Source organism: Niastella sp. (genome assembly GCF_045805085.1).
Lineage (GTDB): Bacteria > Bacteroidota > Bacteroidia > Chitinophagales > Chitinophagaceae > Niastella.
On record NZ_JBJMLX010000540.1, the window covers coordinates 1 to 24,278 of the forward strand.

The 24,278-nt window shown below is 44.1% G+C and carries 18 protein-coding genes; 4 read left to right on the forward strand and 14 right to left on the reverse strand.

Translation table 11 applies throughout. The features are described from left to right. Positions 1 to 93: 93 nt before the first annotated feature. Positions 94 to 651, reverse strand: coding sequence for a hypothetical protein (locus ACJ751_RS28050; protein WP_407748853.1), 558 nt, complete (start codon positions 649 to 651; stop codon positions 94 to 96). Positions 652 to 798: 147 nt separating this feature from the next. On the opposite strand from ACJ751_RS28050, the gene ACJ751_RS28055 reads away from it, so the two are divergent. After that, on the forward strand, positions 799 to 963 hold the full coding sequence (locus tag ACJ751_RS28055) for a hypothetical protein (RefSeq protein WP_407748854.1): 165 nt from the start codon (positions 799 to 801) through the stop codon (positions 961 to 963). Between the two features lie 70 nt (positions 964 to 1,033). Here ACJ751_RS28055 and ACJ751_RS28060 read toward each other — a convergent pair whose 3' ends face one another. Further along, positions 1,034 to 4,027 carry an outer membrane beta-barrel protein gene (locus ACJ751_RS28060; protein ID WP_407748855.1) on the reverse strand — a complete coding sequence of 998 codons (2,994 nt, stop codon included), beginning with the start codon at positions 4,025 to 4,027 and terminating at the stop codon, positions 1,034 to 1,036. A 220-nt stretch (positions 4,028 to 4,247) separates the two neighbouring features. Continuing rightward, positions 4,248 to 8,018 (reverse strand): SNF2-related protein, encoded by a 3,771-nt coding sequence (locus ACJ751_RS28065; RefSeq protein WP_407748856.1) that lies wholly within the window; start codon positions 8,016 to 8,018, stop codon positions 4,248 to 4,250. Between the two features lie 406 nt (positions 8,019 to 8,424). On the opposite strand from ACJ751_RS28065, the gene ACJ751_RS28070 reads away from it, so the two are divergent. The 3 genes from ACJ751_RS28070 to ACJ751_RS28080 all read left to right on the forward strand — a co-directional run bounded on the left by ACJ751_RS28070 (position 8,425) and on the right by ACJ751_RS28080 (position 11,070). Then, the gene (locus ACJ751_RS28070; protein WP_407748857.1) at positions 8,425 to 10,074 is read left to right on the forward strand and encodes a M28 family peptidase; all 1,650 of its coding nucleotides are present in this window, start codon (positions 8,425 to 8,427) and stop codon (positions 10,072 to 10,074) included. A 29-nt stretch (positions 10,075 to 10,103) separates the two neighbouring features. Beyond that, entirely contained in the window at positions 10,104 to 10,538 is a 435-nt protein-coding gene (locus ACJ751_RS28075) for an IPExxxVDY family protein (RefSeq protein ID WP_407748858.1), read from the forward strand. 298 nt (positions 10,539 to 10,836) lie between these two features. After that, the gene (locus ACJ751_RS28080; RefSeq protein WP_407748859.1) at positions 10,837 to 11,070 is read left to right on the forward strand and encodes a 4a-hydroxytetrahydrobiopterin dehydratase; all 234 of its coding nucleotides are present in this window, start codon (positions 10,837 to 10,839) and stop codon (positions 11,068 to 11,070) included. 149 nt (positions 11,071 to 11,219) lie between these two features. On the opposite strand, the gene rho is transcribed toward ACJ751_RS28080, so the two are convergent. From rho to ACJ751_RS28135, 11 genes are all read right to left on the reverse strand, one after another. After that, positions 11,220 to 12,974, reverse strand: a complete 1,755-nt coding sequence (rho, locus tag ACJ751_RS28085) for a transcription termination factor Rho (protein WP_407748860.1) — start codon at positions 12,972 to 12,974, stop codon at positions 11,220 to 11,222. A gap of 785 nt (positions 12,975 to 13,759) precedes the next feature. Beyond that, entirely contained in the window at positions 13,760 to 14,503 is a 744-nt protein-coding gene (locus ACJ751_RS28090; protein WP_407748861.1) for a 2-phosphosulfolactate phosphatase, read from the reverse strand. 79 nt (positions 14,504 to 14,582) lie between these two features. Further along, positions 14,583 to 15,068 (reverse strand): SRPBCC family protein, encoded by a 486-nt coding sequence (locus ACJ751_RS28095; protein WP_407748862.1) that lies wholly within the window; start codon positions 15,066 to 15,068, stop codon positions 14,583 to 14,585. Positions 15,069 to 15,289: 221 nt separating this feature from the next. Beyond that, positions 15,290 to 16,375, reverse strand: coding sequence for a glycine cleavage system aminomethyltransferase GcvT (gcvT, locus tag ACJ751_RS28100; protein WP_407748863.1), 1,086 nt, complete (start codon positions 16,373 to 16,375; stop codon positions 15,290 to 15,292). Positions 16,376 to 16,764: 389 nt separating this feature from the next. Next, positions 16,765 to 19,056 carry a PspC domain-containing protein gene (locus tag ACJ751_RS28105; protein ID WP_407748864.1) on the reverse strand — a complete coding sequence of 764 codons (2,292 nt, stop codon included), beginning with the start codon at positions 19,054 to 19,056 and terminating at the stop codon, positions 16,765 to 16,767. 26 nt (positions 19,057 to 19,082) lie between these two features. Beyond that, positions 19,083 to 19,490, reverse strand: coding sequence for a PadR family transcriptional regulator (locus ACJ751_RS28110; RefSeq protein WP_407748865.1), 408 nt, complete (start codon positions 19,488 to 19,490; stop codon positions 19,083 to 19,085). Positions 19,491 to 19,492: 2 nt separating this feature from the next. Further along, the gene (locus ACJ751_RS28115) at positions 19,493 to 19,870 is read right to left on the reverse strand and encodes a hypothetical protein (RefSeq protein ID WP_407748866.1); all 378 of its coding nucleotides are present in this window, start codon (positions 19,868 to 19,870) and stop codon (positions 19,493 to 19,495) included. A gap of 501 nt (positions 19,871 to 20,371) precedes the next feature. After that, positions 20,372 to 21,796, reverse strand: a complete 1,425-nt coding sequence (locus ACJ751_RS28120; protein ID WP_407748867.1) for a COG3014 family protein — start codon at positions 21,794 to 21,796, stop codon at positions 20,372 to 20,374. Between the two features lie 39 nt (positions 21,797 to 21,835). Then, on the reverse strand, positions 21,836 to 22,423 hold the full coding sequence (locus tag ACJ751_RS28125) for a penicillin-binding protein activator LpoB (RefSeq protein WP_407748868.1): 588 nt from the start codon (positions 22,421 to 22,423) through the stop codon (positions 21,836 to 21,838). Positions 22,424 to 22,486: 63 nt separating this feature from the next. Next, on the reverse strand, positions 22,487 to 22,975 hold the full coding sequence (locus ACJ751_RS28130) for a hypothetical protein (protein WP_407748869.1): 489 nt from the start codon (positions 22,973 to 22,975) through the stop codon (positions 22,487 to 22,489). A 194-nt stretch (positions 22,976 to 23,169) separates the two neighbouring features. After that, positions 23,170 to 24,114, reverse strand: a complete 945-nt coding sequence (locus tag ACJ751_RS28135) for an isopenicillin N synthase family dioxygenase (protein ID WP_407748870.1) — start codon at positions 24,112 to 24,114, stop codon at positions 23,170 to 23,172. Positions 24,115 to 24,278: the final 164 nt, after the last annotated feature.

Consider the following 24,278-nt stretch of genomic DNA (forward strand, 5'->3'; position numbering starts at 1 on the left):
ATTTTCGTGTTTGTAAAGCGATTACGAAAATATTCTTACACACCGGTAATGAAGGTTAAGCAGGGTTGGTTTAATGTTAATGAAGGTTAATGTTTAGGCCATCGTTTGCATATTGCCGGGTTCTGCCGCTTCATATACCTGTAGCATAATTTTCCATTCGCCGCCTTCTGATTGCAATTGCAGTTCTACATGCAGTTTTTGAATAATACCGGTATTGGGCAGAAAGTGAAAATGAATAATATTTTGCCTTCTATTCTTATCCGGCTCTTCATACTGGCCATTGAGAATGGATGGCTTTTCACCGGCCAGTTTTATGATAGTGTTATGTATTTCTTTATACAGACTATTAAATCTGTCTTTTGCGTTTTGAAAGTCAGTAGAGGAGAACAACTCACACTTCCAGCTGTAAGCCGCGGTTGTTTTTGATTCAGTCAACATACAGTTTACTGATCCCGGGATGATGACTTTTGATTTATAGTTTACAGCAGGTTCTGGGGTGCCGATGGTTTCACCTTTTATATTGCTGAAGTGATTGGGATAGTCTTCGATCACCATTTTCAGGGCGGTGTTTGTCTGGTTAACAAAAACGCCTTGTGCGCCAGCGCTAAGGCTTAATAATAAAGCCAGTAGCATGGATGTTACTTTGCACATGTTTATAGGGTTTGGAACGGAAAAATACTGAAAACCAATTTGCTTTTTTGCAGGATTATACAAAATTCATGTAAACGCAATAAAAAAGTTGCTTTGTTCGTTACTTTAAACGGCTTATTTTGTTTATTTATACTCAATTCAATACCAATGAAAAAGAATCCAATGTATTATGATGTAAACCGGGCGAAAATTCATAAAACCATCTACCGCCCATCTTCAAACATCGTTCAATTTGTTAAAGTCCTGTTAGCAGTAGTTATGTTAGGCGACTCCCCTATCAGCACGCCTTCTGTTGCAAGAAGAAAATTCTAATAAAAACTGATTAATTATAACGAATAGCACTTACCTCTGAAACCACATTAGTATGTGCTACCCCTTCCCGTTAATTCGGGAGGGGATTTTTATTTCCGCCACTTCCGCCACCGCCATTCATCTGGCGCTCCATTTGGCGTTCCATGCCGCGGGGCATACCCGGTGCACCACGCCGTTGTTGCGGACCACCTGCCCTGTTCAGATTATAGGTAAAGGTGAGCATAAAGTAACGACGCAACACGTTTGCGCGGGTATCGGTAATGGTACCATCGCTCACTGTACGGGAAATGCTTTGGTTCTGGTTCATGATGTCGTTCACCGAAAACTTCAGCTCGCCATTTTTCTTTTTGAATAGCTCATAAGCCAGGCTGCCATTCCACAATGGAATTGCCTGGTTAAAACCACTGGCGCGGCCGGTGTTTACATAGTAATCAAAGTCAGTGGCAAGTACAAAGCTTTTCAGGAACTGATAACTCACATCTGCTGAATAGGTTTGTGTATAGTATTCGTTGTTCAGGATCTTTTGCTGTGAATATGAGGCCTTGTTATACGCCAGGCTGGCATTCAACCCAATAATAAACGCGTCTTTAAGATTCAGGTTGATACCTGCTGTTTGCGTAACAATAAACGTGTTGGTAACGTTGGTCTTTTGATACAGGATGTTAAGATCCCGGTTATACGTGACAGAGTTATTGAAATTCAGACTGCTTCCTTTCATCTTTCCCCGCAAAGGCACTCCATATGTTATAAACGAAGAAGCACTGTACGATCCATTCAGGTTAACCGGAATGGTGTAGGTAGCCCCATGTGGTAATGTATCCAGGTTGTATTTGTGTCTGATGTCGGTCTGCAATGTATCTATGCTGTTCACGATCTTGTTATGGGTATTGCTCAGGTTAATGTTAACCGACAGGAACTTAAAGGTCTGCGCATTGAACGTATTATAATTGATATTCACGCTGTGGGCAAACTCCTGCCGCAAAGAAGGGTTACCGTTTGACACCGATAATACATTCGATGCATCGGGCACCTCCTGTAACTGGCTAACCGATGGCTGGTTGGTTCTTCCCCGGTAAAAGAACCGCAGGGTTTTTGAGCGGCTGAACTGGTAAGTAAAGTTCGCCGTGGGGAACAGGTTGGTATACGATTGTTTTATTGTGGTATCGCCATACAATGCGCGGGAGTTGAAATTATTCAGTTCCGAGTGTTCAACGGCTGCGCCAATTTGCCAGCTGTACATTTTGTTTTGCACGCGGAAGTTAGCCCCGGCCCGGTGAGCAATGAAATCATTTTCCAGGTAGTTGGTCTGGCTCTTGTATACCGAGTCGTATTTTAATGAAACAGGATCATAGATAAAGGCATCCCGGTCGCTGGTTGAATGCCGGTTGGTATATGCATAGTTAAACTCCAGGATCTTGTTGGCGCCAATGGGTTCAGTATACGAAGCACTGAGCACATTGTTCATCGATTTTGTTTTTTGTGTCGATCTGAAATCCTGGTTAATTACCCCAGTCAGATCTTCCAAAGTATTATACGTACGTAATGGGGAGAAGGTGGTGCCATTTCCATTACTATTGTTGATGCTGTTGTTCAACCCAACAGTTAAGGTACGGCCCAGCTTATGAAACTTGCGGCGATACAATAAGTTATTGTTCAGGTTTATCCCGTTGCGGGTGTTGCTGTTTACATTTTTGCCTTCATTGGCTAAAAACTCCGGCGTTTTAGCAGAAAAGGCCCGGGTAAACAAGGTATCGTACGAATAGGTTTCAGAATGTTGTACTACCAGGCTGGGAGTATACAACAGAGAGTTCATGGAGTCGATATAATATTCAAACCGCAGGTTGAACCGGTGGTTCTGGTTCTTGTTGTTTGAATTCATGTTCTCAGTCTGCAACGAAATAGAGTCGCCAACAGTGCGCTGGGTAAGACTTTCCTGTTCCTTGAGGTTATTGCTGTTTGAAAAGAAATAGCTGCCTGTCACATCAACCTTGCTGCCCCATTTATCGGTATAGTTAATACCTACGTTGGTTGCTTTTGTAATACCGGTATTGCTGCTTCCAAAATTGCTAAAGCCAACATTACCACCGCCGCCACGGCCACCACCACCGCTTCCACCGTTATTGCCGCGACCGCCACCACCGCCGCCAAAACCACCGCCGCCTCCACCTCCGCCACCGCGTGATGAACCAAAGCCACCCATGGTGCTAACGATATCATTAAAGGAAAAACTCGATTTGTTCAGGTTGTTTGACCCACCCAGGATGGAGATGCGACGGTCGTTATCAAAACGATTGAACATGCCACTTACGGTGTACCGGTCATTATCGCCAATACCTGCCGAAAAGCGGCCAAAATAGCCTTTGCGTTTATCTTTCTTCAGTTTAATGTTGATTGTTTTTGATCGGCTCCCGTCATCGATACGGGTGAACTTGGCCTGATCGCTCATATCATCATACACCTGTACCGATTCTATCATATCGGCAGTAATGTTCTTGGTAGCCATTTTTGGATCGGTACCAAAAAACTCCTTGCCATCAACGTATACCTTTTGAATATCCTCCCCCTGTGCTTTTACATTCCCGTCTTTATCTACCTGCACCCCTGGTAATTTCTTCAACAGGTCTTCGGCTGTAGAGTTGGGTTTTGTTTTAAAAGCATCAGCCCTGAATTCAACGGTATCTTTTTTTACAACAATGGGAGGCGCTTCCACAATCACTTCCTGCAGCATGTTATCCTTCCTGGCCATGTAAACAGTACCAAGCTGAACATTCGCAGAATCGGCCTTAATGTTGAATTTAATATACTTAGTGGCATAACCCTGATAGCTGATCATTAAACGATAATTGCCAACTGGGATGTTTTTGAGTTTGAATTCTCCCTTTGCATCGGCCAGGGTATAGGATATAACCGAGGTATCGGTTGCATGAAGTACGGTTACAGTAGCATCTACCAGGTTGTCAACGAACGCGCTATCGTATAACTTACCCTGAATGGTTCCTGTTTGGGCATTACCAGCCATTGCAAATCCGATAACCAATAGGAACAGAGTAAAAAGCTTTTTCATGTATGGGTTTACTATTACTTACAGATAAAGGTTTTGACGTCAGTTTACCGGCAAACTTGTGTGAACAAAGATGGTGGCAAAAAGTTTCAGGTGACTGGATAAGTTACCGGCGCATAATCGTTAAAAACGATGCCACGATATACACTTAAGTGCTTATCGTGGCATTATATAGGATCCCTAAGGAAATCGTTTAAGTTATACAGTGAAAACCAGTTCTTTACTAGCTGAACAGGTATTCCACATCTTCGCGGGTAAGCGATTTAACAAACCCTTCATCATCGGTGATAAGGTCTTTGGCTAACATGCGTTTTTTATCCTGTAGTTGCAGGATCTTATCCTCAATGGTGTCCTTACAGATCATGCGGTAGGCGAAAATGTTTTTCGTTTGACCAATACGATGCGTACGGTCAATGGCCTGTTGTTCAACCGCCGGGTTCCACCAGGGGTCAACAATGTACACATAGTCGGCGGCAGTAAGGTTCAAACCCACACCACCCGCCTTCAGCGAGATCAGGAATACGCGGCAATTTTCATCGTTCTGGAAACGCTGAATGGCCTTTTCCCGGTCAATAGCCGAGGTGCTGCCATCGAAGTATTCGAAATCAACTTCCAGCTCTTTCAGCTTTTCTTTAATCAACGCCAGCATACCCAGGAACTGGGAGAACACCAGTGCTTTGTGGTTGCTGACACCTTCCGTGATCTCACGGCCTAACTCTTCGAGTTTTATTGAATGATTGGGGAATTTCTCCGCCTCGTTCAGGATGGCTGGTGAGTCACAGATCTGACGCAGTTTCATCAGGCCCTGCAGAATGGTCAATTGTGACCGTTGTATACCGTTCTGTTCAATGGTACCCATGATCTTATCTCGGAAGTCGTTGCGGTAAGCATCATAAATAGCCATTTGTTCGCTTTCCATTTCACAGAACAGGATGGTCTCAATTTTATCGGGCAGGTCTTTAGCCACCTGCTCTTTGGTACGGCGCAAAATAAATGGATATAACAATTTGCGCAGGTGATCTTTGCGATCAGCCTCGCCGAATTTGTCAATAGGTATAGCAAACTCCTGCCTGAAGAATTCTACGCTGCCGAGCATGCCCGGGTTCAGGAAGTTCATCTGGGCAAAAATGTCGAACGTATTATTCTGCAAAGGCGTACCACTTAAACAGAGCCTGTTTTTCGATTGCAGTAAACAGGCGGCTTTGGTAACCTTACTGGTAGGGTTCTTGATAGCCTGCGATTCATCGAGCACCACATAATCGAATGGTACTTCAACCAACAGTTTTATATCGCTGCGCAAAGTACCATACGTGGTGATGATGATCTCTGCACTCATGAACTGTTCCTTCCCTCTTGTTCTTTCACCACCATGGTGGATATAGTAAGTAAGAGAAGGCGTAAATTTCTTGATCTCATTCTCCCAGTTAAACATCAGCGTGGTAGGACAAACCACCAGGGCTCGTAATTTGCCCTGGCTGGTGCGGTAATAGTTCAGGTACGATAATGCCTGTACGGTTTTACCCAAACCCATGTCATCGGCCAGAATACCACCCCAGCCTATCTCACTGAGATAATGCAACCAGTGATACCCGTGCTCCTGGTAAGGACGCAGGATGCTCTTCAAATGTTCAGGAAGCGGGATCTCTTTTATTTTGTTGAAACTCTTTAGTTGTTCGTATTTCTCTTCCAGTTTTAAAACCAGTTCTTCCTCGCTGCGATTGTCGTACAGTTCATCAATCACGCTCATGTGGTATTTCGACAGGCGCAACTGGTTTTGTTTGCCTTCACCCACGCGGAACAGGAGCGAGTATTTTTTGATCCACTCCTCTGGTAAAATACCTAAAGTGCCGTCGTTCAGTTGTACAAACTGTTGACGGTTGGCCAGCGCCTTCTTTACATCGGCAATGGTTACTTTTTGATCGCCGAACACAATGTCAACCCGCGCATCGAACCAATCGGTATTGCTGCTGATATGGATCTTCGTTTGCGGGCGCGCGGTATTGAAACGGAAGTTCTTCAACGCATCAAATCCAAATACCGGGATCTTCAATTCCTTCATGGCGTCTACAAACAGGAAGAACCAGTTGTTCTTCAACACATCACTGCCTTTCAACGCCAGCTGCTGGCCACCTTCAGGACGGATGAACCCTGAGTGCAGCGCTTCCAGCTTTTTTATAAACTGTATTTCTTTTTCTCTGTTCCGGTGAACGATCACCACTTTTTCCGTATCAGGTATTACCAGTTCATCTTTACCACCGGGTTTTGTTTCGAACCCTTTGTAAGAGAACAATGGTTGAAATACGAGGTAATCGCCTTTTTCCTGCAACACCACTCTTTTTTCAGGATCGCCGTCTTTTACTTCACTTACCAGGCTGCTATCAAATTCAACATGATACTCTTTAGTAAGCGGCAGTACCATCTTACGCAATTGCTCGGGCCAGTCGGCTTTTGAGTACACCAGTTTTCCTTTTCCATGAAACTGGGTCACCAGGCTTACGTCTTCCGGTTTATCCCATAAAAACAAATTATCATTATAGAAGAAAAGTAAACTGCTGTCGATGCCATTCTCGCTGATGTTCACCTGTTGCCCGTTCAGTTTTACCCAGCATTCAATTTCATAATTGTTTTTGCCGGCAATTACTTTAAAGTACGGGGTAATATAATCAGTTACAATACCGGCGGTATGCAGGTTCTCAGTCTTGAAAGGCTTTTTGCCATTCAGGTAAAATACAAACGGGTTGGCCGCTACTTCTGCAATCAGTTTTTTCAGTTTGGGATGCAGGTATTCCACCATCAGGGCCTTGGTTTCTTCCGGCAAATCATCTTCTTCGTTGTGAACGATGTTTTCCCAAATGCCGCTGAAAGGCGAATTTCGGTTAAGGTATTTGGTTACCTCTGCCTCCTGCATTTTGCGCAGCTGGGGCATCATTTGCCGGTCGCTTTCGCTGTACACCTCCAGGTTTACAAACTTGGTAAGGTCCAGCTTCTCAATTTTGCCGGTAAACTGCGTAGCTTCTTCATTCATTTCGCCACTAATGGCGTCAACGGCAAAGCCGGGATAGCTATCGTGGTTGAAATTAAACACCACGCCTATACGTTGGGTGTATTTGGGTGTGTTATCTGGTACATCCACGGCCTCTGTGTCATCATCAACAGGCGTTACTACTTCTACCGGCTTTGGTTTGGAGCGTGCTGCATCCGGTGAAATACGTTTAATGGAGGAATCCAGCACCCGTAAAAATGGTTTGCCATCTTTATAGGTGAATTCAAACTTGCCCTCGAGGTTATCGCTTAGCTGATAACCATAGGCCTCCAGCAATTTATTTTTTTCTTTATCCCAGTTACGAATGGAGTCGAAATAATAAGGGCCGTATGCATTCAGCAATTGCAGAAAAACGATCACCTTGGGCAAACAAAGCGGATGCAGGCGATCTTCATAAGTGCAACTGGTATCAAAGTTTCTTTCTTCGTTCTTGCGTATCACCACTTTCCAGGGCGTGCCTTCGATAGTTACGGTGGCTTTCACCACTTCGTCCTGCGCATATTCTATATCTACACGTTGGGTGCGTAAATACTTTTCTGCTTCGATATATGCTTCAGGCGAACAAAGCAACCGTAATGTTTTGAGATCGATGAATTTCATCTTCAAAACGGTATGCTTTTGATCGTAATCAACTTTTTCCGTCTTCAGCATATTTTTATCCAGCATCTCCTGAAGCTGAATAAGCGCTGCAGCTTCGTGCCGGCAGATATCGCCTAAATTATAGGGACATGCACAACGTACCGAAAGGGTACGCGCATCCTTAAACTTCTGTATGTTTACTTTATAGTAGGTGGTGTAACTGTCATCTTTCACCCTGAAGGTTACAGAATCAAGTAGTTCATCATAGTCCACCAGTTCAACATATCCAATAGCGTGTATCTTCTTTCCCCTCCGGATCACTTCGTCAGTTCCATTGGTATACACATACTTAATAAGATGAGGTAGTGCCATGCTAAATTTTAAATTTCCGTTGCCGCTGTACAAATCAATTTCCCCCGGTCGGGGGTGAACTCACAAAAGGGCAATCTGCAAAAGTAAAGGAAAAAAGGTGAGGTTATAAAGAAAAAAACGATGTTAAACAAAATTAATATAGCCGTTTGGAAGTCGCTTGTTTCCGAAACATCCGGTTAACAGTCATTTATAAACAGATAATAAAGTAATTTGTTCGGATATTATTCTGCAGCCGGTTGATCCTATCCCTCGAAATCTGTTAAAATAGTATTATTTCCATCACGCGGCTTGAGGTTTTTCTTTGCCAGGACGTTTTATAAATTGAGGATCTTATGATAAACAATTATTGGTACAGGCTTTGTCTAATGATATCTTTGTTTGCACCCAAGCCTGAAAAATAAGTACAATGAACCTGTACATGCGTTTATTGACCATTTTATTGCTCGCCTCCTTTTCTTCAGTTGGCCAGAAGTTGAAAAAAGCCGATAAAGTTATGATTACCAACCTGCAGGCACATGTTATGTACCTGGCAGATGACAAGCTGGAAGGAAGAAGGGCCGGTACTAACGGAGAAAAACTGGCGTATGAATATATAAGCGATCAATTTCAAAAAGCCGGTCTTGAACCTAAAGGGGAACAGGGCTGGTTACAACCATTTGAAATTTATGATGGCAAACAGATCAATGGATCTACATTATTGATTGTAAATGACCATGAGCTGAAATTAAATGATGAATACTTCCCGTTTGTATTTTGTCCCACCTCGAGCCTTGAAGCCGCTGTATCGCCTGCGGTAAAGGAAAAAGGCGTTCCCTGGTTCGATGACCTGAAAGACATTATTGAAGACAATAAGGAGAACCCGCACTTCGATTTGACCAGCGCTATTAAGACCATTGCCGGTAAAGCTGCCGAAAAAGGCGCTACAGCGCTATTCGTATATAACACATCACATATAGCCGACGACCTCAAATTCGATGGTAAAGACAATAGCAGTCCGGCTGTTATTCCGGTTGTGTATTTAACCGCAAAAGCATGCAAGCAATACCTGGCTGATGAATCTGCTACGTTGGACATTCGCCTGAAAACAGTGATCAGCGATAAAAAAAGAACCGGTCACAATGTGATCGGCATCATTAATAACGGCGCTCCCAATACGATTGTCTTTGGCGCGCACTACGATCACCTGGGTTATGGCGAAGATGGCAACTCATTGATGCGCACGGGTGAAAAACAGATCCACAATGGCGCCGATGATAATGCCAGCGGTACAGCTGCGCTTATTGAACTGGCCCGCCTGCTGAAATTGTCGAAAGACAAGAACAACAATTATGTGTTCATTGCTTTTTCGGGTGAAGAGCTGGGGCTGTTCGGTTCAAAATACTTTACCAAACACCCTACCATCGACCTGCAATCCGTGAACTTTATGGTGAATATGGATATGGTGGGCCGGTTAAACGACAGCACCAGATCCATTACTATTGGCGGTTACGGCACCTCCCCTGCCTGGGGCCCTGTATTTACTTCTTTAAGCAAACAAAAGTATTTTACAGTCAAATACGACTCCAGCGGCATTGGGCCCAGCGATCATACATCCTTTTATTTAAAGAACATCCCCGTGCTGTTCTTTTTTACCGGTTTACACAGCGATTACCACAAGCCTACCGATGATTACAACAAGCTCAATTACCCGGGTGAGGTGTTTGTTGTAAAATATATTGAAAGCCTGGTTGACGTCACCAATACCAAAGGAAAGCTGGCTTTTCAAAAAACACGCGAGCCTGCTATGTCAACCACCGCCCGGTTTAATGTTACGCTGGGCATTATGCCCGATTATACTTTTTCGGGCGGCGGCGTGCGGGTTGATGGCGTTACCGATGGTCGGCCCGCTCAAAAAGCAGGTATTCAAACCGGGGATATTATTATACAGTTAGGCAGCTTTAACACCAGTTCGCTCGAAACCTATATGCAGGCGTTATCACAGTTCAATAAAGGCGATAAAACCACGGTGAAGTATAAAAGAGGACAGGAAATGAAAGAAGGCCCTGTTGAATTCTAAGTTTTATACCTTTATGCCAATATTATGGCATGAAACTTAAGCTCGACCTGGATGATTTGGCCAATGATTTTTTTGAGGATACCCGACTGGCCGGTATTGTAGCACCCCTGAAAAGTTACCAGTTCTGCTGGCATCTGAATCATTTATTACATTTTGATTTTCGCATAAACAACGATATAGAGATCCAACTGGCGAAAAAAAACCGCAACTATTATTTCTCCGTTTTTGAATACCGTGAACCCACAGGCAGCCTGGTACACTATTTATATAACAATCAGTATGATGGGGAGTACCTGTTGCCCGAATTCAGACATCTCGATTTTTTGTGGCTGATGAAAGGTGATACCGTGCCGGATGCGTTCTTTCAGCAGATCATTGGTTCTGTTAAAAGTATCAATGGCGTGCAGTTGGTGATGGAGTTAACGAATGAGAAGATTAAGAATAAGGGGCACCTGATTTTTTAGTTGACCAGTTGACGAGTTAACAAGTTGACCAGAGTTTGAAGTAAGGCTTTTTCGTTAAAAGGATAGGTTGATAGAGTTGATAAAGGGAGTTTGGTAGTAAGTAGTGAATTGTGAGCGTAGAATGAGCGAAGGCTGGCGATTCTTTAAATATTGATCCGACCTTGCGCCATCTGAAATTCACTGCCGATTGCCGATTGCCGATTGCCGATTGCCGATTGCCGATTGCCGATTGCCGATTGCCTTTTCACCACTGCCTATTGCCTTTCAAAACCGACCTTTCACAACTAAAACTAATTATATGTGGCAAGAGCAAAACAACAAGCTATATCAGAAGTTTGAATTTAAAAACTTCTCCGAAGCATTTGCTTTTATGACGCGTGTGGCGCTGGAGGCTGAAAAGATGGACCATCACCCTATGTGGACCAATGTTTGGAACACGGTAGAAGTATGGTTAAGCACCCACGATGCCGGTGATGTGGTTACCGATAAAGACCGTCAACTGGCGAAAAAGATTGATGCTATCATGAAATAAAAAAGTCAACCTCCCTCTCTGTTGGAGAGCCTGTCCCGATTGTCGGGAGGACTGGGGGAGGCCAAAGATGCAAGGTTAAAGGCACTATATAAAAAAGCCACCCGGTATTACCGGTGTGGCTTTTTAGTATGATGGGTGGCCGATGGACTTCAGCCGTTCATGCTTGCTAAGAACTCCGTGTTGTCTTTTGTACCACGCATACGTTTCAGCAATTCGCTCATTGCTTCTTCCGTATTCATATCTGTAAGATATACACGTAACAGGTTCATGCGTTGCAGCACATCGCGTTCCAGCAAAAGGTCATCGCGACGGGTAGAAGATGCTACCAGGTCAATGGCCGGGAACACGCGTCTGTTGGCCAGGCGGCGATCGAGCTGTAATTCCATGTTACCGGTACCTTTGAACTCTTCAAAGATCACTTCATCCATTTTAGAACCGGTATCGATCAATGCAGTAGCCAGTATGGTTAATGAACCGCCGTTCTCGATTTTACGGGCGGCGCCAAAGAATTGTTTGGGTTTTTGCATGGCGTTCGCTTCCACACCACCAGATAATACTTTACCTGATGCAGGCGCTACGGTGTTATGGGCGCGGGCCAAACGGGTAATAGAGTCTAACAGAATAACTACATCATGACCGCACTCTACCAGGCGTTTTGCTTTCTGCAGGGCGATGGTAGATACTTTCACATGCTTTTCAGCTGGTTCATCAAAAGTAGAAGCTATTACTTCGGCACGTACGCTGCGCTCCATATCGGTAACCTCCTCAGGACGCTCATCAACCAGTACCACCATCAAATAACATTCGGGGTGATTGGCTGCAATGGAGTTAGCCACTTCTTTCAGCAATACGGTTTTACCGGTTTTTGGCTGCGCCACGATCAATCCGCGTTGTCCCTTACCAATGGGCGTAAACAGGTCCATGATACGGGTGCTGTATTGATTGGGAACCGTGAACAGGTTCAACTTTTCGAATGGGAACAGTGGTGTCAGGTAATCGAAAGGTACGCGGTCACGTACATCTTCCGGTTGTTTACCATTGATAGTTTCCACTTTCAATAACGCAAAATATTTTTCTCCTTCTTTGGGCGGACGAACAGCACCGAAAATGGTGTCACCTGTTTTTAAGCCGAATAATTTTATCTGAGAGGGAGAAACATAGATATCGTCGGGAGAAGAAAGGTAGTTGTAATCTGAAGAGCGTAAGAAACCATATCCGTCGGGCATCATTTCCAAAACACCCTCTGCCATGATAACGCCGTCAAATTCAATGTTAAAGGAAGATTCGCGGCGATGGGGATATGATTTTTGTTGCTGATCTATCGAAGGTTGCTGCTCTGAGATCCGTTCGTTGTGCTGGTGCTGGTGGTGCTGGTGCTGGTGAGAGATCATGGTGCCGCCTTCTTCTTCATCACCTTCGTCTTCATCTTCGTCATCGTGTGAAGGCATTTCATCATGCATTTCATCATCATGATCATGATCATTATCATCATCATCATCCATCATCACTGGTAATACAGGGGTTGCTTCTTCCTCTTCTTCTTCTTCAGGCTCTGGTTTCTTGCGACCCTTTTTCACCGGAGCCGGCGCCGGAGCTGGTTTTTCAATCACTTTCTTTTTGGGAGCTTCCTTCTTCAATTCCTTACGCACTGGTTTGTCATCACCACTAACTACATCAGCTTCTTCCGTCGCGTTTGCAGTAGTAGTCTTTACTACTCTTTTACGTTTTCCTTTATCATCGGCTGCATTATTCTTTACTGCACTGGCCATCACAGCCTGCTTATCTAGGATTTTATATACTAGCTCCTGTTTGTCTAATTTTTTTGCGTTGGGTATTTTTAACTGTTCAGCAATATCTAACAGTTCTGGAACGAGCATGTCGTTCAATTGCAAAATGTCATACATAAAATAACTTGTGAGTTAACACCTAATCAGACGAGCAAACTTTGTTCGTTGAAAATTCTGTTGAAAAAAATTGAAATGAGTTTTATATGCGTGGAATGAGAATAACTGATGAGCTTTGTGAGTATCGGGTATGACTTATCAGCCCTATTCCAAACACAATAATACGCCAAATTTACAAAAAGTAAAAAATTTTTGGGTCCGATCCCGCTTTTCTGTCACTTTTTAACCCCTATAGCGTACATTCAGGGCAATTGGGCTACTTTCTGACGACTCCGGGTTCTGCTATTTTTCACATTCTCTATCGCTGCGGCACCTAATAATGAAATGATCTACAATCAGGCTTAATGAAGAATATGCAAATTCAATTCCACCCCCCCATTTGATTTGCAGCACAAATATTATAAAAAATAGCTTACATAATGCTTCACCGGGTGCTTTTAAATGCTTTTTTTTATTAAAACAGGCATTATGTGTATAACTTATTGACCTGGAACCAGGCCGCCGCTTTGCTTGCAAGGTGTTACAGGTACCTGCCGCACCAAATTTGCACCCAGGCCTATTCAAAAATGACCTGTTTTACCAAACCCTTACCGGAAGCGAGCTATAATATGCTAAAAAAATAACTATGATGGTTACGTTAACCCACACCTTACCTATCAACAGGTATATACAACCGCACTATTTACCGGGCAGGAAAATGCAGGAGCGCAGAAAAGAAGATCCCTTTGCAAATAACGCAAAGGGATCTGATATAGTTTATTAAAGGAAAGCTAAAATGTGTCTGCTTAATACTGGCCATTGTGTACCACCAGTTTACCATCTTCATAAAACGGCAATACATTGGCAACATCGGGCGTAAGGCAATAGCGGATATCTTTTTCCAGCCCAAAATTGGTAAGGCGTTGAAAGTGGGTGGCCTGTTTGTCTTTAATGAAAGCGTACATGTCGCTTTTGGCGTTGAGGTACAGGGTTTCAGCAATTCCGGAACTGTCGCAATTGATATTGAAATGTTCTTTCACCTGGTGTATCACCGCCCCGGCAAATAACATATCTTCCATATTCACGCGGTCCTTCCAGGCTGCGCAACCCAGTAATACCGGCTGTTTTTGCTGAATAAGATAATCGCAAATAGCAGACACGTTGGGGAACGAGCCGGTTATAATATGTCCGGCACCCCGCTCCAATGCCATATGCAACAATTTTGTGCCATTGGTAGTAGTGAGCACCAGCGTTTTACCACTGATAAATTCTTTTGAATATTCAAAGGGTGAATTGCCGTATTCCAGCCCCTCAGCTATTTTACCATCGCGTTCACCGGCGGTAATGGCTTCAATTTTTTTACCCAGTTCAATGCACTTGGCTACACTGTCAACCGGGATGATGCATTTGGCGCCATTATACAATGCGGTAGCAATGGTTGATGTGGCGCGAAACACATCGATGATCACAACAATTGTATTATTAATATCGTACAAATCAAGTAACGCAGGAGACGGAGATGTGTATAGAGTCGGTTTGTTGTTTGACATAATTCTTATAAATCGCAAAAGTACTTATTTCAATTGGCAATGGGCAAATCAATGTGCTATTGACAATTAACAATCGTGCCTATTGATATTTCTTGTCCAGAACATGTTTCCATTTGCTGCTCTCCGCATATTCTTTTATCAGTTCGTTGCGTTGTTCAAGCAGTTTTTCCAGGTAGCCCGAGAGGTAAATGCCACTGAAAAATCTTCCCAGTCCACCATAGGGCGCTTCAAATTTGAAAACATCGATCATCAGCGTACCGTTTTCAATTTCCTTGAAATGGTGCTCATGTTTCATGCTCTTGAAATCGCCTTTTTTCATTTCGTCGGTAAAAGAGAGCGGTCTTTGCATGGCAGTGATCTGTATCTGCAACACCCGGGTTTTCATCAGGTGTTTGGCTTTCCAGGTCACTGTTTCATTCAGGTTTATCAATCCCATGACGGTTCCTGCTACAGCTTCTTCGCGGTAATCGGTCATAGATTTTTTGTGCAGGTCAATGCTACGGCTCAGATCAAAAACCCTTTCTATAGGTGCGGCAATAAAGGTGGTCAGATGGATTGTAGGCATACAGGGATCGCTAATTTAGGAAAACGTAGCCCTTTGCAGCAAGAAGTACGCCAGAGTAAGTGTTACACGTTACAAGTTACAGGTTACAGGGGCCCGATTTTCGGGAAGCCCGAAATTTTTTCAACAACCTGAAATTCGTACACCCTGAATCCTGCAACCTGGAACCTGAAACGGCCCTTCCATTGAACGGAATGTAGTGGCCAATACTCATGGAACTTTTATTAAATAAAAGGGAACTTAACCACCTTCGCTTTTAACAGCTTGTCGCGCACGCCGATATAAATCTCCGTGTCGAGTGAGGCATGCTCCAGGTTTACATAGCCCATACCAATGGCTTTTTGCAAACTGGGGGCCTGTGTGCCCGAGGTAACGAACCCTATTTTATTACCTGCTGCGTCTTTTATGTCGTAATGGTGGCGGGGAATGCCTTTGTCAATCATTTCGAACCCAACCAGTTTACGCGTAACACCGGCAGCTTTTTGTTTTTCCAAAATCGCACGGGCGGTGAAGTCTTTGGTGAATTTGGTGATCCAGCCCAAACCGGCTTCCAGGGGTGATGTAGTGTCGTCAATGTCGTTTCCGTACAAACAGAAACCCATTTCCAGGCGCAGGGTATCGCGGGCGCCCAAACCAATTGGTTTCAGACCCTGGGGAGCACCCAGTTTAAAAATGGCGTCCCAAACTTTTTCGCCGCTGCCGGCTTTATCTTCAAAATATATTTCAATGCCGCCCGCGCCGGTATAACCGGTGGCGCTGATCACCACATTATCAACCCCGGCAAATTTGCCCTTGGCGAATGTGTAGTATTTTAAATTAAGAATATCAATATCTGTGAGGGGTTGCAACATTTTGGTGGCGTTGGGTCCCTGAATGGCCAGCAGACAGGTTTTGTCGGAAATGTTGTGCATTTCCACGTTGTTGGTATTGAACTTCGAGATCCAGTTCCAGTCTTTTTCGATGTTGGAAGCATTTACTACCAGCATGTACACGTTGTTCTCTTCGATGCAGTATACCAGCAGGTCATCAACAATACCGCCTTCCAGGTTGGGCAGGCAGCTGTACTGGGCTTTGCCGGCAGTCAATTTAGAGGCGTCGTTCGAGGTAACCCGTTGAATAAGGTCAAGCGCATGCTCGCCTTTCAGAATAAACTCGCCCATGTGGCTTACGTCAAATACTCCTGCATTGGTTCTCACGGCAGCATGTTCGTCGTTGATGCCGCTATAGGAAATGGGCATATTATATCCGGCAAATTCCGCCATTTTAGCCCCCAGGGAAATATGCTTTTGCGTGAAAGGCGTGTTCTTCATACAGTATGTGTAGTTTTTGTTTGGCGGCAAATTTAGTTTATTAGTTGACAAGTTAACATGTGGATGAGGAGCTATGTGTATTAAGTAGGAGGTTGACAAGTTAACCAGTTGCCAGTTGATATCTGATTAAAGTGTGAGGTGGGCTTAAGAAAAAGAAAGTTAACAGTGTTGATAAGGGAGGTAAGAGGTAGGCAGTACGAATGTTGAAAAGTTAACAGGTTGAATAATTGCGCGAGGTTGTATTTCTCCCCCTCCACCGGAGGGGGCCGGGGGGAGGCAGAAAAAGGGCCCTCAACAAGGCCCTTTTGTTCCAACTTCAACCCCGCCTGCTTCCGACTAACGGTTAAGCAAAGCGGCGGGGAGGGTTAATCAAAATTTTCATGCGGCTGTTAACTAATTGCGTTGTTGACAACCCAGGGTGAAAACAATGAGATCGGATGTACTGAATCGTTAGACTGTACACTGGCAGAGGAGGTGTTCGCTTTAGCAGGTATTGAATCTGCTTTCTTTACCGGTGTTTGCTTGTGGTAACGATAGCCACTGGTAGTATCTTTTTGTGCAGGCTCGTTATTTTTACGGTCATGCCTGTTTTTATGTTGGTCATTCTCCTCTTTATTCTCTTCTTTATTCTCCTCTTTTTCCCTGTCCTTATATTCTCCCCTGCGCAATGCTTCGGGATCAAGGTCTTTCACTTTTCTGGGGGCATCGGGTGTCATAATATATTCCTTATCAGTTTCAACCCGGTAGGTACGGTCCCACGTATCATCGATGTCAAAATCGCCATGACGGTTGTACCGCACATCGAACGAATTGTACTTTGAAATGTTTCTGTCGAAAAAGAATCTTTTACCAACAGGAACCTGTAAGATCAATAATACCTGCTGGTTTCTGAACCGTTCATTTTTGCTGATCAAAAATCCTTTGGGCAGGTATAATATGCTATCGACCTGGTATGTTTGAAAACTGATCTTTTCTGCCAGGTTGCGTGCATTTATGGGATTGCTTCCGCGGCTAAACATTCGTTTTGTTACATGAAAAGCGCTGTCGGTGCTTTTAGCCACATCTACGCGTACTGAATTCAGCATACAGGAGTCGAGGTTAGCGCCAAATAATGGCCAGTCTTCATCCCAATCGAACCAGTCGCTGCTATAGTAATGATAGTTGATATTACGGGCAGTTACATCCAGGTATAACTTTCCATGGGCAGGTTGTGCTACTGATACATTCTCTTCTACAAAATCTCTTGATCTGAAATTGCGAACAATAGACCCGGTGAGCAATGCTGCGCTTACGATGCCAATAAACCATAAAGTGCCAAATACATAACCGAGATAATGGTTTTTAGAACGTACGCCCATTATACGGCGGATCAACCAGGTGATCAATGCTATGACAGGAACGCCGAGGAACAGGAACACGGTTGACCAGGCCAGGAAGTTCTGCCAGAAACCTTCAAGCAGAAAATCTTTGAACGACATTATCGGCACGCCGCCAAAAAGCAATCCCATTAAAGTGCCAAACAGGGCCAGCGCCACTATGCCTACAATAAACAGAAAGAACGCTTTGAACAATACGCCAATGATATGGCCAATGCCGCTGCCGGCGTTGCGGGCAGTAGAGGAAGCCTCGTGGGTGAAGGTTTTTACCCGTTCGCTTTGGCGGAACTCTTTGGCGCGGTCGCCAAATTGCTGGGCTGATTGTTTTACTTCATTTCCCCAGTTCTGTGCTTTAGATCTGAAACTCTCCAGGTCTTCCTTAACAGTATCACGGATAGAGTTCAGATCAACGCGCTCCCCCCGCATTTCGAGCTTTTCGGCTGCTGTAACGGCAATGGGCAATGCTATCCACAAAACTATATAGGTTACAAACAAAGTACTGCTTAAAGAACCGGTCACTACTCTTGGTCCGAACCAGAAATCCATATCATGACTCCACCACCAGTTAAAAACGCCTGAGAATAACCCGATGATCAATGGCAGGGCAAAGATGAGGCGGGGTACCCAGGTACTGATGTTGAAATAAGCAGCCAAACCACCGCACACCCCTGCTATTACCCTATCGTCTGAACTGCGGTATAATCTTTTGGTGATGTTTGCCTGAACAGATTGTGAGGGAACCGCTACCCATAAGATGATGTATACAAGAAACCCTGAACCACCGGTGAACAACAACACCGCAAATATAATTCGCATGATCACGGGGTCTATGTGAAAGTAATTGGCCAAACCACTACATACACCGGCAATAATTTTATCATCGGCATTGCGATACAACCGGCCACGGCCAGCGCCCGGACTGCTATAGGAGCCTGCGCCACCTGTTGACTGGGACTGTTGTGATGAGGAGCTTTGTTGTTGCTGACTGGCTCCTGCCCCGGTACCTGATGCCTGGGCGCCGCCATTTTCATTGAGGCCCGCCTCTGCTTCAAAATCTTCAGGACGGCCCATGCTGGCCATTACAGACTGTACATCTGCGTCAGTGATGCAGGTAGCTCCTTTTTTTAATGTTTCAGAAAACAGTTCGGCAATACGGCTTTCAATGTCGTTGACAATTTCATCGCGGCCTTCTTCGTTTGCAAAATACCTTCGCAAACTTTCGATGTATTGCTTTAGTATTTCAAAAGCAGTCTCCTCTATAGGGATCACCCTGCCCTGGAAATTTATGTTGATTACCTTTTTCATGGTGATAGTGTTTGTTGGTTGAAGTTTTAAGTGTTGGGTTGGGTAGTTTCGGTTGGGTATGATGAATTTTCGTTCGGATTTGAGTTGACTGATGAAACCAACGACTCGCGCTTGCTGGCCAGCGTATTCACCGCATTGGCCAGCTCATTCCACGTAGCTTCCAGTTCTTTAAAAAACCCTTCGCCTTTGGGGGTAAGCGAAAAGTATTTGCGGGGAGGGCCCGAGTTACTCTCAACCCATCTATAGGTTAGCATTTCTGCATTCTTCAACCGGGTTAACAAGGGGTAAAGGGTTCCCTCCAGGATCTGGAGATTTGCCCCTCTCATTTCATCCACAATATCACTCGGGTAAGCTTCCCCGCGGCGGATGATTGAAAGAATGCAAAACTCCAGGATCCCTTTCCGCATTTGACTTTGGGTGTTCTCGATATTCATGGCTATTCTTTTACGGACAGGGCTATGGCCTGTTTTATGTTGCTGTTAATAGAATTATTGATGGCTGTCATGGGTTCTTCTCCTTTCTGGTCTGATATCAATCTGAAAACTGAAAATATATTTTCAAAAAGCGCCGGTTCCCGCTGACCCTGAATGGTTACCGTATGGTCCTTTTGTTCGGGCGCCATTACCACTAAGGTATTCTGATCCTCTTTTTTATCAACCCAGTTATAATGTTTCCCACCGAGGATCACTACTTCGTCTGGTTTGCCTGTTGGTTTGTTCATGGTGGCGCCCAGGGTAAACAGGGCAATTAAGATGGCTATAATTATTGGAATTGGCATGGCTGTTTGTGAAGCCGGGGTTTTATTCCCTTTCACATCACAAATATAGGGAGGATTTTAGTACTATGCAACACATAGTACCATTTTTTTTACAGTAATGCTTATTAAATACTAATCAGCTTAACCGATAATCATTGATTATCATTGATCTATGCAAGTTTAACCAACTTTTAGTGCTTTTATGGATTGTATGAATGGTTAGAAATTGGAGTTAAATGGTAAAGAATCGTTACAGCTTCCAAACATGACTTTCTCTATAAGGTAGAGTGTACCTTTTCCTGGACTTTTTTGAGCTTTTTTAAGATTAAACGCAGACCAAACCCAGACCAAGCCCAGACCAAGCCCAGACAAAACCCAGGTTTTACCTGGATTAAAACTGGGTTTTGTCTGCCTGTAATATGTTTCTAAAATGCATTTATTTTAAAGGAATCACGTTGCAAGCATTACTAATTCCTGAAAAAATAAGCGGATAAGCCACCCCACGGTGAATGCTTATCCGCTTAATTCTATATTATAAAAATTGAGTTCAATTTGAACCTACCGCAGTGTGCATACATTCTGCACCTGCAGCCGGCCATTGCCTTGTACCGTGAGTGTCAAGGGTTTGGTTTGCTGATTAACCCCCAAGAAGTTGATTTGTATGGTATTAGTACCCTGTTGCAGGGGGATTCGGGTATATAAGATGGTATGTGGTAAAGTCTGCCAGTTACGGGTATCGGCCTTTTCGGTAACGAAACTAAAAATCTGGATGGCAGTGGCCAACGCCTCTTTTTCATCCTTATTTTTATCGTTGCTTTTGGGCCGGGCTGCTGCTTCGGCCAGTTTTTTAACCGCCAGCCGGCTTAAGGTTTTGGTCATTTCTTTAAAGAACCGTTCTTTCAACGTGGCAAAAGCCAGATCATTGATGTCTTCGGCGCTTTCGAAATTGTATTGCGCATTGTTTGCAGTAATGCTGGCCTGGGTGTAAAAAACCGGTTTTTCCTGGTATTTAGGAAAGGCCACCCGCAATGAGCGAATGTCTGCCGCTTTTAAACTATCCTTATTAATAAACTTGTCGTCGAAAATAAAGGGAACGTTTACCGTGCCGGTAGCATCGGTAAAGGTAAAATTGCCAAGCCCATCTTTTGTAAGAGCGAACATAAAATCCTGCTCCTGTTTCACCGGGGCCAGCCCGTTTTCCCAAAACAAAACCAGCTCGCCGCCCGGGGCTTTGGTAACCGGCCGCAACGGGGTATTAAATAAAGAGGAATAATGTTGTACGTCTCCCGTAAATCCCATGGCAGCGGCAGTACGTAATACATCCTGCTTCAACTGTTCGGGGAGGCTAACGCCATACCACAGGTTATTATTCTTCAAAAAAATATCCGCGGCATTTCTATAAGAGATGAATGCATTGTTGATATCGCCATCCTGTTCATAGATAATGCCCTGCATCATCAGCGAAAAAGCATCATCTGAATAGCGGTTGTTCTTGTTACCGGTTTTATCCTGCAGTGCATAACTGGTAAGGGAGATCCGGCGGGCTTCCACCATGGCTTCCCCGCTCTGGCCAAGATTCAGGTAGTTAAGGGCTTTGTAGTAATGCACCATGAACTTTTCAAAATCTTCGCCTTTGTAGGTTTCCATCATGGGGTTCAGCAAGGTGCCGAGCGCTATATCCCCTGCGGTGGTTCGGGCATCTTCAATAAACAGATCGGCCTCATTAAAGTACACATTGCTGCTGTCGTATTGTTTCAGCAAATGAGCCATCTTCCCTTTTTCAAAAAGGTACAGCAACCTGTTGCGTCTGCGTTGCAACAGTTTGTTATGGTCTATCGACAGGTATGCTTTATCGAACTGGTTATTCACCACCTGTTCGTAATAATTCCCAATGCGATTATTGTACGTGGCGCAGGAGAATAACAAGAGCATCGGACATGCAACGCCCAATGCTCTTATCGTATGTTTAAGAGGTAAAGCCATTCCGGGTATAATTGCAGCTAACCTGCTGAGTAAGATCAATTAGTTTTTCACGTATTTGGCAATCTTCTTGTCACCTAACCATACCACTTCATTGCTTTGGATATTGGTTAACTCCAGATTGATCTGGTAATACACCACTTTTTTGCGTTTTTGTGAATCAACAATAGAGTTGATAGAGCCTTGCAGAATGTAGTCGGCGCCCTGTTCAAGACCAAACTTTTTCATACTGGAGGTAGAAGCGTTGGTTTGCTGATCGGCTTTTTCTGCACGCAGCTCATCTCTTTTCTTTCCTCCCTGTACCAGGCGCACTCTTCCGGATCTTATAAAGGATTGTTCTACGTCAGTAACAAATGTTTCGGCTTCAATATGCTCATGGCTTTTATTGGTAACAAACCCAACAATCACTACGGGTTTTTGTCCGCTGTGTGCCTCCTGGTGATCGCCCACCCATCTTTCATGTAAAACCTGGTCAATCATTTGTTCTGCCACCAGGCGTGAGTCGGTGTTATTCCAGCGGCCACTCAGGTCAACCTGTTCCTGGGGATCAATACGGGTTACTTTATGCGAACAGGAGATACTTGTACCAGCTACAACCAGGGCCATAACAGCCAGATAAACGTTTTTCATTTTTGCTTTTATTTAAAAAGGGGACAGTAATGCTTGTGTGGATTGGTATGTTCTTATTTTGTTTTAGCGGGTTAACAACCAGCCAACAGTTGCAGCGGTTGCTGCCAGCGGAACCCAGTTCCAGTTGTTCCACCTGCTATTATAATAAGAATGATAGGGATTGTAATTGTAGTAATAATTGCGATTATAAGCGGGATAATAAGAACTATAGTTGCCATTATAACCCGGGTAATAAGAACCGGGGGAGTTATAATAACTATAGTCGTTATAGTACCAGCCATATTGGGCTCTGGCCAAACGCAGTTCGCGGCGGAAAGCTCGGCGTGCGTCACGCCTTTCCTGTCTTTCAACCATCCAGTCAATGGCCTTGTATGTTTCCTGGGGAGTAGTGCCGTGCAGGGCATTCAGGGAATCGGCCATACCCAGATATTTAACCTGACTTATCATATAATCAGGATTCTGGTCTTCAACCAGGGCTTGCGACATGCCCCCGATAGCTATCAGCATAGCCAAGGGTAACAGCAACATGTTATAGAGTACATTTCTTTTCATTGATCAGGGTTTTACTTTTAAAATAGTGCAATATTATTAACGAAAAAACTCATGCATTAATTATCCGGCGCCTGTTGAATAACTAATTTTTTGATGAATCTAAATTAATACGCAAATCGTTAAGCAGGGGTTAAAAGAAAAAATCCCTGTCCGCCAGCTAGCGGACAGGGACCTTTTTATTAATAATCAATGGGTTATTTCTTAAGCCCTATTTCGCGTAGCCGCTCATCGAGGTATTCACCGGCTGTTGCATCGGGATATGCCTTTGGGTGACTAGCATCTATACAGCTTTCGAGGCAGGCCAAGCTCATTTCTCCCTTTGGATGCAGGAAGAATGGGATCGAATACCTCGAAGTATTCCACATTTCCATTGGTGGATTTACTACGCGGTGCGTAGTAGATTTCAGCTTATTATTGGTAAGGCGTTGTAACATATCGCCCACATTCACTACAATTTGTTCAGGTAACGAGGTAACCGGCACCCATTCATTTTGTTTCGTCAAGATCTGCAACCCATCTGCCGAGGCGCCTACTAACAGGGTAATCAGGTTAATATCCTCATGTTGTTCGGCACGAATGGCCGATTTCGGTTCCTGCGTTATTGGCGGGTAATGAATGGCCCGTAAAATGGAATTGCCATTGTGGATATGTTCATCGAAATAATGTTCATCCAAACCCAGGTATATCGCAATGGCCTGTAACAATGCCCGGCCCGATTTTTCAAACGCCCGGTATGCCTTGGTAAAAGTGGTATTAAAAGAAGCCACATCATTTACCTGTACATTATCGGGGTATTCGCTTTTTATGGGGTCGTTGTCTTCAACGGTTTGACCAAACTGGAAGAACTCTTTCAGGTCGGGCGCCTCACTGCCTTTTGCATGTTCTTTACCGAAAGAAGTATAGCCCCGCTGACCCGCTAATCCTGGTATTTCGTATTTCTCTTTTGTATTGCGCGGCAATGCAAAAAACTGTTGTACATATTTGTACAGATCGGCTATCAGTTCATCGGGAATGCCATGGTTCTTTACCGCCACAAAGCCAACATCTTCGTATGCTTTACCCAGTTGATTTATGAATGCCTGCTTCAGTTGCGGGTCGCCTGATAAAAAATCGGCGAGATTAACTACCGGTATTGCCATAAAAATCATTTAATTCGGTTAATATATGAAGTACCTGAAATGCCGTAGGACATACAATTTACAAAACCCCCGATCGATGGCAAAATTTCAAATCAATTTACTTAAAAAGCATATGAGTATGTAATTTAGCGAAAACAACCACCTGCTTATGCTTTACATAAAAT

What these genes read in the sequence shown, in the direction of transcription:
- ACJ751_RS28075 (WP_407748858.1), top strand. Translation starts at nt 10,104, where the DNA reads ATGAAACTTAAGCTCGACCTGGATGATTTGGCCAATGATTTTTTTGAG.
- ACJ751_RS28110 (WP_407748865.1), bottom strand. Translation starts at nt 19,490, where the DNA reads ATGAATATCGAGAACACCCAAAGTCAAATGCGGAAAGGGATCCTGGAG.
- ACJ751_RS28065 (WP_407748856.1), bottom strand. Translation starts at nt 8,018, where the DNA reads ATGGCACTACCTCATCTTATTAAGTATGTGTATACCAATGGAACTGAC.
- ACJ751_RS28095 (WP_407748862.1), bottom strand. Translation starts at nt 15,068, where the DNA reads ATGCCTACAATCCATCTGACCACCTTTATTGCCGCACCTATAGAAAGG.
- ACJ751_RS28055 (WP_407748854.1), top strand. Translation starts at nt 799, where the DNA reads ATGAAAAAGAATCCAATGTATTATGATGTAAACCGGGCGAAAATTCAT.
- ACJ751_RS28125 (WP_407748868.1), bottom strand. Translation starts at nt 22,423, where the DNA reads ATGAAAAACGTTTATCTGGCTGTTATGGCCCTGGTTGTAGCTGGTACA.
- ACJ751_RS28135 (WP_407748870.1), bottom strand. Translation starts at nt 24,114, where the DNA reads ATGGCAATACCGGTAGTTAATCTCGCCGATTTTTTATCAGGCGACCCG.
- gcvT (WP_407748863.1), bottom strand. Translation starts at nt 16,375, where the DNA reads ATGAAGAACACGCCTTTCACGCAAAAGCATATTTCCCTGGGGGCTAAA.
- ACJ751_RS28070 (WP_407748857.1), top strand. Translation starts at nt 8,425, where the DNA reads ATGAACCTGTACATGCGTTTATTGACCATTTTATTGCTCGCCTCCTTT.
- ACJ751_RS28080 (WP_407748859.1), top strand. Translation starts at nt 10,837, where the DNA reads ATGTGGCAAGAGCAAAACAACAAGCTATATCAGAAGTTTGAATTTAAA.
- ACJ751_RS28090 (WP_407748861.1), bottom strand. Translation starts at nt 14,503, where the DNA reads ATGTCAAACAACAAACCGACTCTATACACATCTCCGTCTCCTGCGTTA.
- ACJ751_RS28105 (WP_407748864.1), bottom strand. Translation starts at nt 19,056, where the DNA reads ATGAAAAAGGTAATCAACATAAATTTCCAGGGCAGGGTGATCCCTATA.
- ACJ751_RS28120 (WP_407748867.1), bottom strand. Translation starts at nt 21,796, where the DNA reads ATGGCTTTACCTCTTAAACATACGATAAGAGCATTGGGCGTTGCATGT.
- rho (WP_407748860.1), bottom strand. Translation starts at nt 12,974, where the DNA reads ATGTATGACATTTTGCAATTGAACGACATGCTCGTTCCAGAACTGTTA.
- ACJ751_RS28130 (WP_407748869.1), bottom strand. Translation starts at nt 22,975, where the DNA reads ATGAAAAGAAATGTACTCTATAACATGTTGCTGTTACCCTTGGCTATG.
- ACJ751_RS28050 (WP_407748853.1), bottom strand. Translation starts at nt 651, where the DNA reads ATGTGCAAAGTAACATCCATGCTACTGGCTTTATTATTAAGCCTTAGC.
- ACJ751_RS28060 (WP_407748855.1), bottom strand. Translation starts at nt 4,027, where the DNA reads ATGAAAAAGCTTTTTACTCTGTTCCTATTGGTTATCGGATTTGCAATG.